This is a genomic window from Streptomyces sp. NPDC058052, assembly GCF_042885515.1.
Lineage (GTDB): Bacteria > Actinomycetota > Actinomycetes > Streptomycetales > Streptomycetaceae > Streptomyces.
The window spans coordinates 93323-111068 of sequence record NZ_JBHVRX010000022.1; the positions used below are offsets into that span (position 1 = coordinate 93323).

16 protein-coding genes and 1 pseudogene are annotated in these 17746 nt (G+C 71.2%); 11 read left to right on the plus strand and 6 right to left on the minus strand.

Going from position 1 to position 17746, the window contains the following annotated elements; genetic code table 11:
* Positions 1-16: 16 nt before the first annotated feature.
* Both ACFVU3_RS26985 and ACFVU3_RS26990 read right to left on the minus strand, forming a co-directional pair.
* Positions 17-892 (minus strand): hypothetical protein, encoded by an 876-nt coding sequence (locus ACFVU3_RS26985; RefSeq protein WP_390070121.1) that lies wholly within the window; start codon positions 890-892, stop codon positions 17-19.
* 190 nt (positions 893-1082) lie between these two features.
* Positions 1083-1553: an NUDIX domain-containing protein gene (locus tag ACFVU3_RS26990; protein WP_390070123.1), complete on the minus strand. Its 471-nt coding sequence runs from the start codon at positions 1551-1553 to the stop codon at positions 1083-1085.
* 401 nt (positions 1554-1954) lie between these two features.
* Here ACFVU3_RS26990 and ACFVU3_RS26995 point away from each other — a divergent pair, with 401 nt between their 5' ends.
* The 3 genes from ACFVU3_RS26995 (at position 1955) to ACFVU3_RS27005 (ending at position 3764) form a co-directional block, all read left to right on the plus strand.
* A complete protein-coding gene (locus tag ACFVU3_RS26995) occupies positions 1955-2800 on the plus strand; it encodes a thioredoxin family protein (RefSeq protein WP_390070125.1) in 846 nt (281 codons plus the stop codon).
* Between the two features lie 119 nt (positions 2801-2919).
* Positions 2920-3501, plus strand: a complete 582-nt coding sequence (locus ACFVU3_RS27000; RefSeq protein WP_390070127.1) for a hypothetical protein — start codon at positions 2920-2922, stop codon at positions 3499-3501.
* 98 nt (positions 3502-3599) lie between these two features.
* A complete protein-coding gene (locus tag ACFVU3_RS27005) occupies positions 3600-3764 on the plus strand; it encodes a hypothetical protein (RefSeq protein ID WP_390070129.1) in 165 nt (54 codons plus the stop codon).
* A 101-nt stretch (positions 3765-3865) separates the two neighbouring features.
* On the opposite strand, the gene ACFVU3_RS27010 is transcribed toward ACFVU3_RS27005, so the two are convergent.
* Positions 3866-6055 carry an SdrD B-like domain-containing protein gene (locus tag ACFVU3_RS27010; RefSeq protein ID WP_390070131.1) on the minus strand — a complete coding sequence of 730 codons (2190 nt, stop codon included), beginning with the start codon at positions 6053-6055 and terminating at the stop codon, positions 3866-3868.
* Between the two features lie 166 nt (positions 6056-6221).
* On the minus strand, positions 6222-7376 hold the full coding sequence (locus tag ACFVU3_RS27015; protein ID WP_390070133.1) for a Dyp-type peroxidase: 1155 nt from the start codon (positions 7374-7376) through the stop codon (positions 6222-6224).
* Positions 7377-7455: 79 nt separating this feature from the next.
* On the opposite strand from ACFVU3_RS27015, the gene ACFVU3_RS27020 reads away from it, so the two are divergent.
* Both ACFVU3_RS27020 and ACFVU3_RS27025 read left to right on the plus strand, forming a co-directional pair.
* Complete coding sequence (locus ACFVU3_RS27020; protein WP_390070135.1) at positions 7456-8793, plus strand: nitrous oxide reductase family maturation protein NosD; 1338 nt, start codon at positions 7456-7458, stop codon at positions 8791-8793.
* The gene (locus ACFVU3_RS27025) at positions 8790-9551 is read left to right on the plus strand and encodes a hypothetical protein (protein WP_390070137.1); all 762 of its coding nucleotides are present in this window, start codon (positions 8790-8792) and stop codon (positions 9549-9551) included. Before ACFVU3_RS27020 ends, ACFVU3_RS27025 begins: the two co-directional genes overlap by 4 nt.
* Before the next feature lie 136 nt (positions 9552-9687).
* Here ACFVU3_RS27025 and ACFVU3_RS27030 read toward each other — a convergent pair whose 3' ends face one another.
* Together ACFVU3_RS27030 and ACFVU3_RS27035 are read right to left on the minus strand one after the other, a co-directional pair.
* The gene (locus tag ACFVU3_RS27030; protein WP_390070139.1) at positions 9688-11145 is read right to left on the minus strand and encodes a hypothetical protein; all 1458 of its coding nucleotides are present in this window, start codon (positions 11143-11145) and stop codon (positions 9688-9690) included.
* Between the two features lie 112 nt (positions 11146-11257).
* A pseudogene (locus ACFVU3_RS27035) lies at positions 11258-11734 on the minus strand (IS5 family transposase); the annotation flags it as partial.
* Between the two features lie 1024 nt (positions 11735-12758).
* Between ACFVU3_RS27035 and ACFVU3_RS27040 the strand changes: the two are divergent.
* The 6 genes from ACFVU3_RS27040 (at position 12759) to ACFVU3_RS27065 (ending at position 17744) form a co-directional block, all read left to right on the plus strand.
* Positions 12759-13070 (plus strand): hypothetical protein, encoded by a 312-nt coding sequence (locus ACFVU3_RS27040; RefSeq protein WP_390070141.1) that lies wholly within the window; start codon positions 12759-12761, stop codon positions 13068-13070.
* A 557-nt stretch (positions 13071-13627) separates the two neighbouring features.
* Positions 13628-14551, plus strand: coding sequence for a CehA/McbA family metallohydrolase (locus tag ACFVU3_RS27045; protein ID WP_390070143.1), 924 nt, complete (start codon positions 13628-13630; stop codon positions 14549-14551).
* Between the two features lie 680 nt (positions 14552-15231).
* On the plus strand, positions 15232-16398 hold the full coding sequence (locus ACFVU3_RS27050) for a sensor histidine kinase (protein WP_390070145.1): 1167 nt from the start codon (positions 15232-15234) through the stop codon (positions 16396-16398).
* Positions 16395-16796: a roadblock/LC7 domain-containing protein gene (locus tag ACFVU3_RS27055; protein WP_390070147.1), complete on the plus strand. Its 402-nt coding sequence runs from the start codon at positions 16395-16397 to the stop codon at positions 16794-16796. Before ACFVU3_RS27050 ends, ACFVU3_RS27055 begins: the two co-directional genes overlap by 4 nt.
* Entirely contained in the window at positions 16793-17167 is a 375-nt protein-coding gene (locus tag ACFVU3_RS27060; RefSeq protein WP_390070149.1) for a DUF742 domain-containing protein, read from the plus strand. Before ACFVU3_RS27055 ends, ACFVU3_RS27060 begins: the two co-directional genes overlap by 4 nt.
* Complete coding sequence (locus ACFVU3_RS27065) at positions 17142-17744, plus strand: ATP/GTP-binding protein (RefSeq protein ID WP_390070151.1); 603 nt, start codon at positions 17142-17144, stop codon at positions 17742-17744. Before ACFVU3_RS27060 ends, ACFVU3_RS27065 begins: the two co-directional genes overlap by 26 nt.
* Positions 17745-17746: the final 2 nt, after the last annotated feature.

Here is a 17746-nt window from a genome sequence, read left to right on the forward strand (position 1 = left end):
GAGTTCACGTCGTACGTCACGAGAGGTAGGGAGCGAGGGCCGAGGCGGTCAGACCGTTCGCGAGGTACCCGCCCAGTCCGTGGATGCCGAGGCCGATGTCCGTGACCTCGTCCTGGTCCACCGGGAACACCTTGGCGAGCTTCGGCGGAATCGCCACCAGGTCCCCGACGTCGGCGATGTTCACCCAACGCCCGACACCGGCCGGCCGCGCTCCCCGCCCGCCGCGCAGGCCCGGGTCGAGCCGTCGCGCGAGAGTGGGGAGCCGCAGCGGTGAGCCGACGGTGACCAACAGCTCGACCTCCAGGTCGGGGAAGGCGAGCAGGGTCTCGTAGGTGGCCACGGAGCCGAGGGAGTGCGCCACCACCACGGTCGGCCGCGCGGTACCGATCGTGTTCGCGATCCGCTCGCGCACCGCCCGCCGCCGGTCGGGCCACGTCGTGTACGCCTCCACGTCCAGCAGCAGTCCCACCACGACCCGTTCCAGGGGCCGGACGGTCCTCTCGAGCACCCACTCCGCCACCGGGCCGGTACGCTCCTGGACCAGCCATCCCAGCATCTGGCGCAGCGGCGCGAACCCCACGTTCTGCAGGTCCGACGGAGCGGGAGCGCCCGCCGCCATCAGCCACTCCGCCGCCGCGGACCGTTCCGCTTTCGACAGCAGCTCGAAGTACAGGTCCTCACCCGCGGCCTGCTCCTGCTCCTGCGACGGAGGGCGCAGGAGATCCGCGTAGTAGGCCATCACGAGATCCGGCTCCGGCACGTCCAAGCCGGTCTTGCCGAGTCCTTCGAGAAGATCAGGGCGGTACTCCTCGGCCTTGCTCAGAGCCGCCTCTTCCGGCCCTGCCCCTCGCACATGGTTGAGAATCCCGTGCACCAGCACCACCGACGCCATGTCACAGCCTCCTTGACGGACCAGCTCCCCACTGGCGCCGCCGGACAGCTACCTACCCACGCAGGACGACCCGCCACACCGCGTCTTCCCAGCGGGGAGTGGAAGGGGGCGCGGGCGCTGCCTTGCGGACGATGCGAGAGCAGGGCACCTCGGCGAGCTGCGCGGCTCTCTCCCTGGGAGAGCCGGCCGATCAGGGGGAGGGCCACGCGTATTCGCTGTAGGGCGTGCCGTCGGCGATGTGCCGGAGGGCCTCACGGAGATAGGGGGCGGCCGGCTCGGGGACATCCGTACGCCACGACCAGCCCTCGCACTTGTCGGGTTCAGGGTTCGTGACCCCGGTGCCAGGGTCGTCCGCCTCGAAGAAGAAGGCGACGCGGCGGCTGCCCGAGTGCGTGGAGACGTGGTGCATGAGGTGCACGAAGCGCAGCTCCTCCGGCGGGATGTCGAGTCCGGTCTCCTCGCGGAGTTCGCGGGCGGCGGCCGCGCTGGCCGGCTCGTGGTCCTCCATGAGCCCGGCGGGGACCTGGTGGAGGCCGGGGAACACCGGTACGGTCTCGACGCGTCGTCCGACGAGGAGCTCGTCGCCCCGGCGGACGAGGACGTGGACGTCGGCGTAGTGGGTGGCGTCGGTGCGGCCGGACGCGGCGGTCTTCTCGGGCATGAGGGTCCTCTCGGTGGCCACGGCCAGGTGGCGGGCGGAGTCTGCGGGAACGTGCCGGGTGAACCGGCGGGCGCGCCGGCGGGCGGTGGGCGCCCGGCGGAGGATCCCGCGAGCCGAGCCCGGTGCGCACCCGATTTGTTCCGGCCATACGGCCGAGTTCGCGCGCGGTCCCCGCGGGAGCGGCCGGCGGCGCTGGGATGCGGGTCCTGCCCACTCATGGGCCTGACGGAAGCGGACCTGATCGTTTCCTTAAGCCTTCCTGATGGGCGTCATTAGGCCGGTCCGTGGGCCGCTTTCGGCTCCTAGGCTCGCTGTCGGTCAGGACGATCACTCTGGCCCCGCTCCGGCACCGGCCGCTTCCAGGCCCCGGAGAGCACACCGACACAAAGGGTTGATCCGCCATGGCCGCACACCGGCGCAGACAGCGCACCGCAGGCATCCAGGGCCTCTTCCGTTTCTCCGCCGTCTCCCTCACGGTCGCGGCGGCCGCCGTCGCCACAGCGCATGGTGGCCCGAAGGACGAGAGGGTGGACCTGGCGTCCACGGCCGTGGCTCCGGACTCGCCCCCCGACCGGGACACCTCCGTCGCGCCGCCCACCGGGGCACCGACCGCGTCCGCGTCCCCCACCGCCGCCGCGCAGCCGGTTCCACCGGCAACCCGTCCGAGCCCCACCGCGACCTCACCCACGGCCAGGCGCACCACAGCGCTCAGGACCTCGCCCCGGCCCGCCCGGACGACGACGGCCCCCCGGCCGGTCCGGCCGACGGCACCGGCCGCTCCGACCGCGCCAGCCTCGAAAGGGAAGCAGGAGAAGCAGAAGGAGCAGGAGAAAAGCAGGTCGGCCCGTGGCTCGTCGGGCTTCACCACCGGCTACCCGACGGGTGTCGACGCCCGCGCGGCGGTCGCGTCCGCGGTCGCCGCCGCCAAGGCGGACGGCAAGAAGGTGCTGATCGACTTCGGCGCCAACTGGTGCGGCAACTGCAGAGCCGCCGACGAGGTCCTCGCCACGAGCGGCATCGGCGCGCTGCTCGACGCCTCGTACCACGTGGTCAAGGTGGACATCGGCGGCCAGGACTCCGCCGCCTACAGCCTCCTCGGCCGCTACGCCTCCGGCGAGGGCGCGTACAAGATGCCCGTCCTGGTCGTCCTCGACGGCAACGGCGGCGTCGTGACCGAGACGCACTCGACGGGCAACCCCGAACTGACCGACGCCGGCCTCGGCGCCTTCCTGCGGAAGTGGGCCTGATGCCGACCCTTGGCCTTGGACGCGACGGTCCGACAGCGGGCGCACCTCTCCTCACCCCCACCGAAGGCTCCCCGCCCCTCCACACGAGAAGGACGCTGAACGACGACATGAACCGGCACATGGCATCCCCGCACCCGGCCGCGGGCCTCCCCCGCGCCGCCCACGAGCGCCTCGCCCGCGCCTCGGCCGCGCTCCTGGCGGCCGTGGCGCTGACCGCCTGCGGACAGCAGACCGCACCCGGGCACGTCGCCTCGGTGACGGAGTTCAGCGAGAACGGGGTGGTCGTCCGGATGAGCGTGGCCGACTGGAAGGCTTCCGCGGGCACCCTGGTCACCACGTTCACCCCCGACGAGCCCGGATTCCACCTCTACAGCACCACCCTGCCCGCCCAGGGCGTCGACGGCGTGGGGCGGCCCACCGAGGTCCGGCCCGCCGGCTCGATCACCGTCGCCGGCGGGATGACGGTGGACAAGCCCGTCACGACCATCGACGTGCCGGGTGTGCTCAGCGTCGTACCCGTGTACCCCGACGGTCCGGTCACGGTCACCCTCCCGATCCGGGCCACCGCCCCGGGCGAGGCGAAGGTGCTCGTCACCTACGCGAGCTGCAGCTCGACCGAAGGGTGCACGATTCCCGTTCTCGGCCGGGCGGTGACCCTGCGCACTGACGAGGACGTCCTGTCCTTTGACGCCCCTGGATGATCCGCGCTCCCGGCCGGCGCTCGGCACGGTGAGCCGCAGAGTCTCCGTGCACAGCACGGCCAGGACGAGAGCTCCGAACCTTGTCATGGGAGCGGACGGTGCGCGGAGGGAAGGCCGCCTCGGAGCACGAGCTCGCGGACTGCCCGTGGCCGGTGATCGTCCTGTCCCGCCTCTGCGGGGTCGACCTGGAAGAGGCGTTCCGGCGCACCGTGACGGAGCTGGAACAGACGATCGTCTCCAAGCTCCAGGACGCGGATATGTAGGTGCTCGATAGGCCGGCGAGCAGAAAGCGGAGTGCTTCCTGCTCGCGCGGGTGTTGCCGCCGCTCGTGCGGTGCACGGGCGGCGGCAACCGGTGGGTCGTGTCAGAGACGGTTGACGTAGAGGCCGGCGTCGATGGCGTGGTCGACGGTTCCCGGCGCGCCGGTGGTCACCTCGGCCGTGGCGTACTGGCCCTTGTCGTCGGTGTCGGGGACGGCGTCGGAGTCGAGGTCCGCGGGTGCGCCGTTGGCCTGCACGGGCGACCAGACGAGACCGCTGGCGGCGGGAGGCCGCCGGGGGTTGATGACGCTGGTGTCCGCGGTGGACTTGTCGAAGCGGACCTTGTACGTGGTGTTCGGGCGGACGCCGTGCTCGGGGCCGAAGTAGTAGGCGCCGTCGGCTCCCGTGCGGACGGTGGCCATCACGGTGCCGTCCTCGGCCAGGAGCTGGACGGTGACTCCGGGGATGCCGGGCTCGTCGTCGTCGACGCTCTGCGCGCCGCCCTTGTTGCGGTCGTACCAGACGCGGCTGCCGATCTGGACGGCCGGTTCGTCGCAGAGGACTTCGAGGTCGCCGAGGCCGTTGGCCTTGCCGAAGCCGCCGTCGAGCGGGTCGTTGAGCTTCTGGAGGGTGAAGCCGTGCTCGCCGGGGTTGGCTCCGCGGCCGCCGTTCTGGCGGTCGAAGTAGGCGGTGCCGCCGGTGAAGAACTGGCTGGCCGGGTCCATGGCGGTGGAGGCGATCCGCTGCTCGCGCAGGTGGAGGCCGATGGCGCCCTGGGCGGTCTCCAGGTGGGCGTTGGGAACGAAGTCGCCGGGGTAGAACTCGACGACGTTGGCGGGCTGGCCGCCGTTGGGGCGGGTGGGGGCGTTGTTCGGGCAGGCGCCCGTGCCCTCCCACTCGAAGGTGCCGTCGGACTTGCGGCAGGCGCGGTTGAGATCGCCGCCGGAGTCGGTGACGCTGCTGTTGCTGTACGAGGGGTTGGGGTTGGGCATCTGGTGGCCGGTCATGTCGGCGAACCGGTCGCGGAAGCCGAGGACCATGTCGCCGTTGCTCTCGATGGCGATGTCACTGAGCTCGGGCTCGGGGTGGGCGATGAGCTGCTGCGGGAAGGTGGAGGCGCCGACCGTCCACGGGAACCAGCGGTTGAAGCCGGGGACGTTGACGTTGACCTCGCCGCGGGGGAAGGTCAGCGGCTGCTGGAGGATCGGAGCCGGTCCGAACGTGGCGGTGACGGGGTTGTACGTCCAGACGACCGCCCTGAGGTCGGCGGCGGACTGGGAGGACTCCGCCGAGCAGACTCCGCCGACGTAGACGACACCGTCCCGCACGCCGAGGCCGAAGGGGCGCCAGTCGCCGGCAGCACGACAGCCCGGGTTGGGGATGGCCACGGACGTGACCGGTGCGGTGGCGGTGGGCTGGGTGGCGTTGTAGGTGTACAGCCTGCGGTCGTTGAGGTTGACGGCGAACAGCTGGCGGTTGTTCTCGGAGATGTCGATGTCTCCGAGAGATTCCTTGCCGACCACGCCGACGAAGGGGCCGTCGAAGCGGACCGAGTCCTGGTGCGCGGTGGTGCCGGCGCTCGGGACGGTGGTGAAGAGGGTGGTCGCCCCGCCGTTCCGGGGGGTGACGTAGATCGCGCCCTGTCCGCCGGGTCCGTAGACGGTGTGCCGCTTGGCGTGGGCGCCGGTGAAGATGCGGCGCTGTTCCTTGTGGTAGGCGACGCCGTAGGTGTTTCCGGTGTCGTTGCGGGTGGAGAGGGTGGTGGTGTTGCCCGTGTTGCTGTCGCCGCGCTCGCGGAACGGGAACGTGACGGTCGTGCGGACGCCGCCGGACTTGGTGGCGGCGACCTGGCAGACCGTGCTCAGGCGGGCGTCGTCCTCGCACCAGTCCGCCGGGTTGCGCACGCCCATGGTGAGCTCGGCGTCGCCGTCGATCACGTCGACGATGCTGGCGTTGGAGGCGAGGCCCCCCGCGGCGCCGAAGGTGGGCTGGAGGAAGGACCCGTTGGGCATCCTCGTACGGACGTAGTACCTGCCCCCGGTGAGGACGGTGTTGGGCGGAAAGACCGCGTAACCGTCGGGTCCGGTGACTCCGGTGACGACGTTGCCGTCGACGTCGGTCAGCTCGACGGTGATACCGGCGGCCGGCGGCTCGGAAGCGGCGTCGTGACGGCCGTTGGTGTTGGAGTCACGGATGACTTTGATGCGGACGGTGCCGTCGCTCGGGTCCGCTCCGGCCGCGGGCTGCTGCAGGACTCCGGCGGTCAGGGCAAGGCCGGCGGCAACTGCCACCATGGCCTTCCTCAGGGCTTTCAAGGGTCTCCTCCATGTCACGCAAAGTAGCGATGAACACGCTGCGTGACATGGTCGCGAGTCCTCGATCGCTCCCGAAAGGTCTGGGGGAGAGGTTCGCACGATTGAGTGATACGCCCCACGGTCGTGTGGGGCGTGAAGAACGGATTCAGCTCTGACCTGCCAAGAGACCTGCGCCAAGGGGCCGTTTGGCGTCGAAGCCGGGCAGGACGAGGAAGGCCCCGGACGCGGTGGCGGTGACGAACCGCATCAGGTCGTCGCCGTCGTCCAGCCGGCGCTGGGTGGCGGTGAAGGTGCGCAGTCGCCGCTGGAAGCTCACGAACAACAACCCCTGGTCGTCGGGCCCGTTGTAGTAGCTGTAGCCCCGGCGGAGCATCCGCCCGCTGCCGGTCGCGTTCGGATTGGCCCGCCGGGCGTGTGCCATGGCGGGCACCAGGTACCGGCCCCGCGCGGACTTCGCCGACAGGTCGAGACGGTCGAGCGGACCGCCGCCGCTCAGCGGCGCGCCGTCCGCCTTGCGCCGCCCGATCGCCTCCTCCTGCCGGGCCTCGGACTGGGAGAGAAACCCGGGCACATCGATGCGCAGCCGCCTCACGACGGCGACCGTGCAGCCCGCGAGCGGTCCGGGCCCGGGCAGCCACACCTCCTGCTCGACCTCGGCGGGCGTGCGGGGGTTCTCGATGCCGTCCGGGAAGCCCAGCAGATTGCGGACCGCTCCGCCGCCCGGCGGCCGGAAACCCGTCTGCGACCAGCGCCGGGATGCCCCGTCGGCCGTCAGGGCCGCCGCCAGGCGGGTGTCGGCGAGGACGGTCACGACGGGATCGCTCGCGCACGCCTGCACCAGCAGGTCACCGCCCCATGCGCGGGCCGTACGCTCCTCCCGCGCGAAGGCCGGCAGTTCCAGCCCCCCGGGAACGCGCCGGGCCAGTGAGGCCAGGCGCGGCCCCACGCCCACGGTCACGGTCAGGTCCCCGGCCTCCACGCCGAGGGCCGTCCGCGCCTTCCCGGTCAGCTCCAGGACCACGCTCCCGAGCCGCGCGAGAACCGGCGCCGGATCCGTGTCCGGAGGGACGTCGTACACGGACGCCAGGGTGTGGGCCTGCGGCTGCGCCGGCCGGTCGACCCCTGTCTGGCGCCGCCCCGCCGCCCCGCCCGTACCTTCGTGAGGCTGATCCGCCGTGGCATGCGGTCCGGGGGAGCCGGAGGGCGGGCCGGACCGGCAGGCGCTCAGCGCCGCCAGGGCGGGCGCGGCTCCCAGCAGCGTACGGCGAACCACAGAACGGTTGTCACTCTGCGTGGTCATGTGAGTACTCTACGCAGGAATGATCGGCCGTCGGATTCCAGCGGTCGCCCACCCCCGCCTGCCCGGACGAGGACGTCACGTGTCCGCTCCCCCCTCCCCGCTCCGACTTCTCGCCGCGCTGCTCGTGTGCGCGGCGGCGACCGCCTGCACCACGGCACCCGCCGGCCCCCGCGACGACGCTCCGCGCGGCCCGGTCACGATCCGGGTGCCCGCGGAGGCGCCGACCATCACCGCCGCACTGGAACGGGCCCGCCCGCACGACCTGGTCCTGATCTCACCCGGCCGATACCGCGAGACCGTCCGCGTCCGTACCGACCGGGTCACCCTGCGCGGCACCGACCGCAACCGCGTGGTCATCGACGGCGAAGGCCGGCGCGGCAACGGCATCGTGGTCACCGCGCCCGGCGTCTCCGTCGAGAACCTCACCGTCCGCAGCCACCTCCAGAACGGCGTCCTCGTCACCGGCCTCAAGAGCGGCGACGAGGGCGTGGGCCGCGGCAGCGACGGCTACCACCGGCTCGACCCCACGACCGACCCGCCCCTGAACGGCTTCCGCGTCCGCTACGTCACCGCCGCGAACAACGGCCTCTACGGCATCTACGCCTTCAACGCCCGCCGCGGCACCATCGAACACAACTACGCCTCCGGAAGTGCCGACTCCGGCATCTACGTCGGCCAGTGCAAACCCTGCGAGATCCTCGTGCGGGACAACCTCGCCGAACGCAACGCCGTCGGCTACGAGAACACCAACGCCAGCGGCCCCCTGTGGATCGTCGCCAACCGCTTCACCGGCAACCGCGTCGGGATGGCCGTGGGATCCGACTACCTCGAAGCCCTCACGCCCCAGACGGGCGCCACCATCGCCGGCAATCTCGTCGCCGACAACACCGCGCACGACACCCCCGAACAAGCCGACGGCGGCTTCGGCATCGGGATCGGCATTTCCGGCGGCCGGAACAACGCCGTCCTGCGCAACCGCGTCACCGGCCACGCCCGCGCCGCCCTGATCCTCTCCTCCTCCGAGGACATGCCCCCCATGGGAAACCGGGTCAGCGGCAACCACTTCGCAGGCAACGCCCTCGACGCCGCGTACCTCGCGTCACCGCACGCCCCCGGCAGCGGCAACTGCCTCGACGCACCGCACGCCCGCACCCTGCCCGCAGACCTCGCGGACACGATGGCCTGCCCCGGCGACCGCACCCCCGTGGCAGGTCCCCGGACCGCCCTGGACACCCCGACGGCCCCCATCGGCCTGCCCTTCCTCGACATCCCGCTTCCCCCGGCCCAGCCCCAACTCCCACAGGCCGCGACGACCGGAGCCACGCCCGCCACCGCCGGGCCGGAACCCATCGACCCGGCGGCCATCCACCTCCCCGGCGCGACCCTGCTCGCCCAGGCCAGCAGGGACGGCCGATGACTCGCCTCCGCCGGGCGACGGTGGCCGCCCTCACCTGCTGGCTCGCCCTCACCTCCTGCTCCGGGCCCGCAGCACCCGACGCCAGGAACAGCGGCCCCCGGCCCCTCACCGCCGACGAGGCCGACCGCGTCGCGCTCGCCCGCTTCACGACGTACCGGCTCGGCACCGGGAACGTCACCACCACGATTCCCTCGCAGGGCCGGACGATCACACTCACCGGCCGCATCGACTGGCGCCACCACCTGGGCTACGCCGAACTCCGCGACGACGCCGAGCCCCCCACCCGTGAACTCGTCCAGTGGACGATCACCCACGTCACCACCCGCCCCCGCTGGACCGGCGGACTCCCGAAACGCCCCCCGGCCACCGGCTGGGAGACCCACCGGCTCACCCCCCACCGCTCCCCCCTCGACACCGCCCTGATCCTGCTGCTGAACCTGGGCACCGACCGCCCGGACAACGCCCAGCTCCTTGCCCGCAGCAGCGCCCGCCTGGTCAGGCAGGACCGGATCGCAGGGACACCGGTCATCGTCGTCGCGGGCCCCGCCGCCCCGACCGCCGCTTCCCAGCCCGGATCCGACCGACCCGCACTCGGCAACACCCGGTACTGGATCGACCGCGACGGCCGGCTGCTCCGCTTCCAGGCACGCGCCGGTGGGGAGAGCGCGTGGATGACCACCGAACTGGCCCAGACCAGGGCGGACCCTCTGCCTTCACCGCCACCCGCCGACACCGTGCCCGCCCCGCCGAGCCGCTGACCTGAGCTCAGAGGATGGATCCCATGGCCCTGGAGGATGTGGTGATCAGCCAGAGCGCCGCCTGGTCCGGCCTCCTTGTGGCGCCGAAGGCTCGGCCGCCACGAAGCGGACTGACGGGAACGGGGCGATACGCCGGCTACGCGATGCCTTCCGCGGTCAACAGGGCGTCCATCCATTCCACGGGCATACGGGCCGAGGCGCCCGCCTCCTCAGCCACGTTGCGATGCTCGTCGGCGAGAAGCGGAGGAAGGCAGCGCAGGGGCAGGCCGGGATTGCCGGCTGCCGCGGCTCGGACCGCCGGCTCGACGTCAGCGGCGAGCTTCTCCAGGATGTCGTCCGGCAGAGCGGCCGCGGCCGCTGCCGCCCGCAGCTGCGCCCGCTCCGACGTCGCGAACCGAGGGTAAGCCTGCGTCGGGAAGTCGGGCCGTCCCAGGATCCCGGGGCGGATCTTGCGATGATCTCCGTGCTCCCGGACGATCCGCTCGAGGTCCGCCGCCGGCGGGGACGCCGCGCAGAGGGCGGCGACCCTCTGCACGCGGGGGTCCGGATCGTTGAGCAGGCGGTCGACGGCCGTTTCAGGGAGGTCGCCGGGACAGGAGGCCACGCCGAGACGCAGGAATGCCAGCGGGGAGTCCACCAGAGCCAGCCGCTCCTCGACAGATGCCCGTCGCAGCCAGCGCAGATCATGGCCCATCCAGGCTGCCGAGAGAAGCTGGTTGACGATGAACCATTCGTCGTCGCCCTCCGCGCCGGCCAGCACCTCCTCGTGAAGCCGCGCCCGAGTTTCGGCGAGGGTGTGCGGTGACACCAGGAGCGAGTACCGCACCAGGGCGTTGTGCTCGGCGGCGAGCTCGTCGTGCAGCTCCTGCGGGAGACGGGGGTTGCCCGCCACACCGGCGCGTACCTCCTCCTCGGGATCGCGGGCCAGTTCCACCGCGAGCGCGGACGTGAGACTGACGTGGGGTGCCACGAGCGGCCGCGTCTCCGTCCCGGCCAGCAGCGCCGGATGGAGGTCCGCGGGCGGTACGGGATGCCAGGGGGAGCACGCGGCCTTGCGGACCGCAGGTTCAGGATCTGACAGCAGAGCCCGGTGGACGTCTGCTGTCGGCGTCTTCCACCAGGTCGCTACGGCGACCCGCACCTCCACCGCTGCATCGGAGGCCAGCCGGGTGCGTACGTCATCCGGTGTGTCGTGGTGGGCGGCCACCTCGGACCGGACCTGAGGATCGCCGTCGGCCGCGAGACGGGTCAGCAGGGTGATGGGTGTCTCGCAGCCCGGCCCGGTCGGGGGCCGCGCGAACCGTCTGGCGGCTGTCATGCGCACCTCGGCGTTGGCGTGGGTGGCGAGCCGCCGCCGGATCGCGACGGGAAGGTGTCTGTTACGGCCGAGCGCGAGCGCCAGCTCGTCGTCGCCCGACTCCAGGAGGGCGGTGGCGAGTCGCGCGGTCAGCCGCTCACGCCGCCCGGCGATTTCCGTCGCTCCCCAAGGTGTCCGCATGAGGCGCTGCAGGACGTGCTCGGGTGCGGCCCCATTGCGCGCCACCCCCTTGAGGACGCGTCGACGGGCCTCGGCTGTGATGGTCGGGAGCTCCATGGAGCCAGACATTATCGGCCGCTGATTCTGTCGTCCGAGGCGAGCTCAGCACAGAAAGATGCCCGGTGTGAACGACTCGTCGACGAGGGCAGGTCAGGCTCTGTCCCGCCGATCATGTTCGGAGCCAGATGATGGTTGCTGCGACGGTGACCGTGTCCAGGTAGACGTATGCGCGCTTGTCGTACCTCGTGGACACAGCTCGGTAGTGCTTGAGCTTGCTGATCGCCCGGGCCACGGTGTTGCGCTTCTTGTACCGCTCCTTGTCGAAGCCGGGTCGGCGCCCTCCTGCCGGGCCCCGGCGTACGCGGTTCACGGCTTGGTCGCTCTTCTCGGGAATGACGTGGCGGATGCCTCGTCGCCGCAGGTAGCGGCGGGTCCGGCGATTGCTGTACGCCTTATCGGCGCTCACGCTGTCCGGTGTGGTGCGTGCACGGCCCGGTCCGAATCGAGGCACCCGAATGCGTTCCACGACTGGCTCGAACTGTGTGCAGTCCGCCCACTGACCTGCCGTCAGCAACAGTGAAAGCACGCGGCAGCGCCCGTCCGCGCTCAGGTGAATCTTGGTGGTGAAGCCGCAGCGGCTGTCGCCCGTGGGCAGGAGCGGCTTCAGGCGTCGTCATTCCGCCTCTGTCAGATCCCCCCGACCAGTCACGCAAGGGCCAACGAACCAGTGGGCGGCATGGGTACGGTCAGCACCTGCGATGCCACCACGCCAACTCCGGGTCTTCTGTCGGCTCGTGATGCGTGCGCCTGAGGAGCACCGCGTCCAGGCGCTCGACCTGTACCCGGAGCTCGCCGGCGGCCCTCGGCGGAAGCATGAACAGAGCATCCTGCAGCTTGTCCCGGGCCCAACCCTCGCCGCAGCAGAAGCAGGTGAACTCCTCCTCCCACGGCCTCCACCGGCGCCTCGTGCCGTGGACGCGCACGGACCACACGCTCAGCGCCGCCGCCACGATGCCCGGACATGATTGATCCCGTTCGAACACGCGGATAGCCGCATTCGCCGCTCCCGACAGACCCGGGACATCGCGATACCGCAACCAGGGGCCCGGCCAGCCGCGTCCCCGAGGCCGAAGCAAAGCTGGTGGTCTACGAGGCACGGCCCCTTCGCATACAAGTCATGGGAGACATCTTCCCACACCCAAGATCGGCCGGATAGAAGCTGGTAGGGGGAGACCATCTCCGTGTACCTGCCCGGCCGCTGGAACGAAACACCACCGAGTGCCCAGAACGGGCATCACCTGAACGGGACGGACGTGCTGGGACATGCCGCGTCCGGAGGCAGAACGACTTGTACGCGGGGTAAAAGCTCTCGCCTGTTCTACGGCGGCGTCGGCACTCGGCCTCTCCAGCCATTCACCCTCACCCGCCCCAGCCTGCCAGGCCACGACAACCTGGACGGGCGGTTCGGCACACATGCAACCGCCGCCCACCACGGTGCTCCGCGGCGCCCGTACGACGATGGGGCGCCCACCGAGGGGGAGCCCGTGGCGGCCGCACGGTGCGGGCCTCGCGACACTGTCCGCCGAGCGCCGGCAGCGGGACGGTGGGACGATCGAGGTGCTCGGACGTGCGGCCCTGGTCAGGGCAACCCGGCCGGGGCAGGATGCGCGATGAGCCCGGAGGTCGCCATGCACATGCGCCGGACCCTCGCCCTCCTGCCGCTGGCCCTGCTCGTTGTCGCCGGGTGCTCATCCGGGCCCTCGTACGAGGAGTCGGCCGACCGATGCGGGAAGATCTTGCTCCAACGTCCCGACGGCGAGACCGGCAAACCCAGGGAATGCGAGCCGCTCACGCAGGACGACTATGTAGCCCTCGTGCTCTTCGTCGAATCGCGGCAACGGGGATGGGCCGACGAGAACGGGGAGATCGACTGGTCCGAGCTGTTGGGGGACCTCCCCTCCGGCAGCAGCACTGGCGGCTGACGTGCTCGGCCCCTCATCGCAGCTGAGCGATGCCCACGTGCCGATCCTGGATCGGGCAGCCGTGACTGGTGACAGGACCGAGGGGCGCTGATCAAGGGATACGGCATCGTCCCACGGCGGCGGGCGCGAGCGCCGGTTCCTCGCCGGGGGCGGCGCCGACGTGCGGGGTGTTTCCCCGATGCCGGAGGTCCGCAGAGGCATCCACGGGCGCCAGTCCGTACCGTCCGGTGCGCGAGACCGCGCCGTGCGTACGGCACCGCTGAGGACGTTCCTGGATCGATTCGTACCGTGTCCACGGCGACGAGGTGGCCCGCGGCGTCGCACCGCTGACCTTCCTGTACGCCGCAGTCCGGCTGCTCTCGGACGCCACTTACCCCTGCGGCTCGCCCGTGCGGCAGGAGATCCCCCGGCCGACCGGAGCCATGACCACTCACCGGGTCCCGTCGTGTTGTCGGCCGAGCGTGGTCGAATGGCTGAGCAGCAGCACCTCCCCTCGGAGGGCCGGCACCGCCGACCGTCCGGCAGACAAACTGTCTGATCGACCCAGGAGGACTCAGATGCACAGCCTGCCTTTCGGCCCGCCGGGCCGCTTCTGGCGAGGCAATCTCCACACGCACTCCGACCGCTCCGACGGCGCACTGTCCCCGGAGGCGACCGTGCGGTACTACCGGGACGCCGGATACGACTTCCTGGCCGTCACGGACCACTTCCGATCCGAGTACGGGTTTCCGCTGACGGACACCACGTCCTCGCGTACGGAAGAGTTCACCACCTTGCTCGGTGCCGAGCTGCACGCGCCGCGTACGGAGGCCGGTCCGTCGTGGCACATCGTGGCCGTCGGCCTCCCGCTCGACTTCGTACCGCCCGCGCCGGAGGAGACCGGGCCCCAGCTGGCCCGCAGGGCCCGAGCCGCCGGCGCGTATGTGGGGATGGCCCACCCGGCCGCCTCTCTCCTGAGCATCGCGGACGCCGAGAGCCTGGACGCCGCACACGCGGTGGAGGTCTACAACGCGCTCGCCGCCCGAGAGGACCGCGGAGACAGCTGGCACCTGACCGACGTCCTCCTCAACCGCGGCTACCGGCTGCATGCCTACGCGGCCGACGACGCCCACCTCCAGCCCCAGGACCCGCCCGGCTGCGCCGCCTGGGTCCATGTCCGCGCCGAATCCCTCGCCCCTGACGAGCTCCTGGCCGCGCTCAAGGCCGGGCACTACTACTCGTCCACCGGCCCCGAGCTGCTCGACATCAGCCTGACCAGTGAGCACATCACCGTCCGCTGTTCCCCTGCCCGCCAGATCCTGATCACCGGCGGCGCTCCCGGAGCGCAGGTCGTGCAAGGCGCGGACCTGACAGATTGCACCCTGCCCCTGGCGATGTTCGGCAGCGGATTCTGCCGGGTCACGGTCGAGGACGAGGCCGGCGGACGGGCCTGGAGCAACCCCATCCACCTTCCGCCCACCACGGACGCGGGCGAGCTCTGACTCCCGCCATCCCCTCTCCCACCCCACCCGACGAGGGGGACCCCGGCCATGCTCCACCCCGCCCCGCGCGCGCTCGCCTGTGGACCACCGAGATCGGCCGACTGACCTGACCGCTCGACGGCATCACCCAGAACGTCCGCACCGAGGGCGGCCCCGGAGCCGAACAGGGCATCGCCCACCGCCCCTCGGCGACGACGAAGGCCCCCTGGTCCTCGACCTCACCCGGACCGGGGGCTCCGGCTCGGCACGCCGAACGGCGCGTCCCGGACGGCGTGCGGCGCCGGCAGCACCCCCTCGCCCAGCAGTACCACCTCGCCCAGCACGCCATCGACCGGCGGTCGCTCGACGAAGGTTTCGGCACGGTCGTTCGGGTCACCCCGAAGCCGTGACCTGGGGCGACGCGCCCCCACCGGTAGCCTTCCCGGCCGGCTGACCCGGTTCCATGGACCGGGAGGCCATCCCGTACCATCCGACTCGTCTGGTCAGCCTGTCTATTGACGGATAATCAGTTAATCGCACAGTGGTACGATCTCGGCGCAAGCGGGGCGGGCGGATGAGCGCGGAACGACACCTCTCACTTCAGGGGTGTTCCGCGCAGGCGTCCCGACGCGGACGGTTCGCCGGGGCACCGCATCGACAGGAATTCAGTCACTGGCCACCGGCCGCCTGAAGAGAGTCTTATGACGGAATACATACAGAACCCGGCACTGTGGGCTCTGTTGGCCCTCGTTCTTGCCGCCATCGCCGTTATCGTCCGCCAGCGCAAGGCGGCCAAGGCTTTGAAGCAGCAGATCGACGGGCTCCGGAGCCACTACTCCGACCTGGAGAACCAGTACACGCAGTCCGTCGAGGCGGCGCAGGAGCAGGCCGAGGAAGCGACGAAGACGGTCCTGAAGTCCGCGATGCGGACGCTCCAGGGCCTCGCCGCCGAACAGCAGCTGGTCGTCTCACGGCTGCAGAGCAAGTACGGCGAGTCCTCCATGCTCCAGGACCTGCTCGAGATCGACCACACCAACTCGCAGTTCGGCCGACGGGCGCAGTCCATCGCCGTGCTGTGCGACGGATGGCTCGGCCGCCACCGCGACGTGGCGTCCGTGTACGACGTGATCCGCAGCGCCCAGGGGCGAGTCCGGCACTACCGCCGCGTGGAGATCCTCTCCCGCGTCGACTTCGGCCTCACCAGCCGAGTCGTCGAACCGGTCGCGCTCGCGCTCGCCGAGCTCCTCGACAACGCCACGAGCTACTCCAGCCCGGACACCGTCGTCGAGATCAACACCCGCACCGTGCCCAAGGGCGTCTGCATCGTCGTCGACGACGCCGGTGTCGGCATGAGCGACGAGGAACGGCTGCGCGCCGAGCGACTGCTCACCAGCAACCGCGTCACCGGCGTCTCCGGACTCGGCAACCCGCCGCAGTTCGGCTTCGCGGTGATCGGCGTCCTCGCCGAGCGCTTCGGCTTCGAGGTGGCCGTGGACTCCTCCTCCCCCTACGGCGGAGTCCGCGCGGTCGTCCTGCTGCCGCACGAACTGCTCACCAGCGTGCCGGTGCAGAAGCCCGCGGCGCCACCCGTGATCACTCCCAGCGCACCGAACCCGAACGGGCCCGAATCCGTGCTCCCGAACTCCTCGACCGCCGACGGCCTGCCCAAGCGGCGCCGCAAGCGGCCCATGGCCATCGTGCCCAGCAGTACACCCGCACAGGCTCCGAGCCGCTCCGACGCCGAAGCGGCGGCGATCATGGGTGCCTTCCAGCGAGGCACGGAGTCCGGCCGGGCCGCCTTCCCGGAGACACCGGACCGCACGAGCGGCACATATCGTGCAAGCAGCGAAGGACATGAGGACTCGTGAACGACGATCTGTCATGGATGCTCGACAGCGCCCTGGAGATTCCCGGGGCCCTGCACGCGGTCCTGATATCCGCCGACGGCCTGCTGATGGCCAGGTCGAACGGCTACGGCAAGGACAACGCCGACCGTGTCGCGGCCGCGATGAGCGGCGTGCAGTCGCTGAGCCGCTCGCTCGCCTTCTTCTGCGAGGACCCGAGTGCGCGGTGGCGGCAGACCCTGGTCGAGTTCGACGGCGGCTGGGTCTTCCTGATCTCCGCCGGTGAGGGCGCCTACCTCGGCCTCTCCGCGTCCCCGGACGTCGACATGGCAGACATCACCTTCCGGATGCAGCAGCTCGTGGGCCAGCTCGGCAAGGTGCTCATGACGCCGCCGCGCGAGAACCTCGGCACGCGCTCATGACGGGACAGGAGTGGGAGCCCGAGGCCGCCGAGCTGGTCCGGCCGTACGTCATCACCAAGGGACGCGGCCTGCCCGACGAGGAGCAGCTCTCCCTGATCACGCTGGTGACGGTGGCACCGGAGGAGGGCCAGCGGCCCACCCGGCTCTCCCCCGAGGAGCAGCGGCTGATCGACATGTGCTCCGCCGGCTACCTGTCGGTCGCCGAGATCGCCGGCCACACCCGGCTGCCGCTCGGCGTGGTGAAGATCCTCCTCGCCGCCCTGGCCGAGGGCGGCTACCTCATCACCCGCTCCCCGGTGCGCCGAGCCGCCCTCGCCGACCGGGAGATCCTGGAGGAGGTGCTGCATGGTCTCCGCGCCAAGTTTGGGTAAGCAGGACTACGTACGCGACGGCGCTTCGCAGATCCCGGTGAAGATCCTCGTCGTCGGACACTTCGCGGTGGGCAAGACCACGTTCATCGGCTCGATCTCGGAGATCGAGCCGCTGACCACCGAGGAGCGGATGACGCAGGCCGCCGAGCACGTCGACGACCTCAAGGGCGTCCGGAGCAAGACCACCACCACGGTGGCCATGGACTTCGGCCGGCTGACCATCAGCGACCGCATCGTGCTGTACCTGTTCGGCACCCCCGGCCAGCAGCGATTCGTACAGATGTGGGAGGACCTCGCGCGCGGAGCCCTCGGCGCGCTGGTCCTCGTCGACCCCGAGCGGCTCGCGGACTCCTTCGCGGTCATCGATCTGATCGAGCAGTACGGGCTGGAATACGCCATCGCCGTCAACCACTTCGACGGCACGCCCCTGCGGGACGAAGCGGCGCTGCGCGAGGCGTTGGACCTGCTCGACGACACCCCCGTCGTCACCTGCGACGCGCGCGACGAGAAGTCGTCCGCCGGCGCACTCACCACCCTGGTCCGCTTCCTGCTGGACCGCGCCCGACAGGAGCAGTAGCC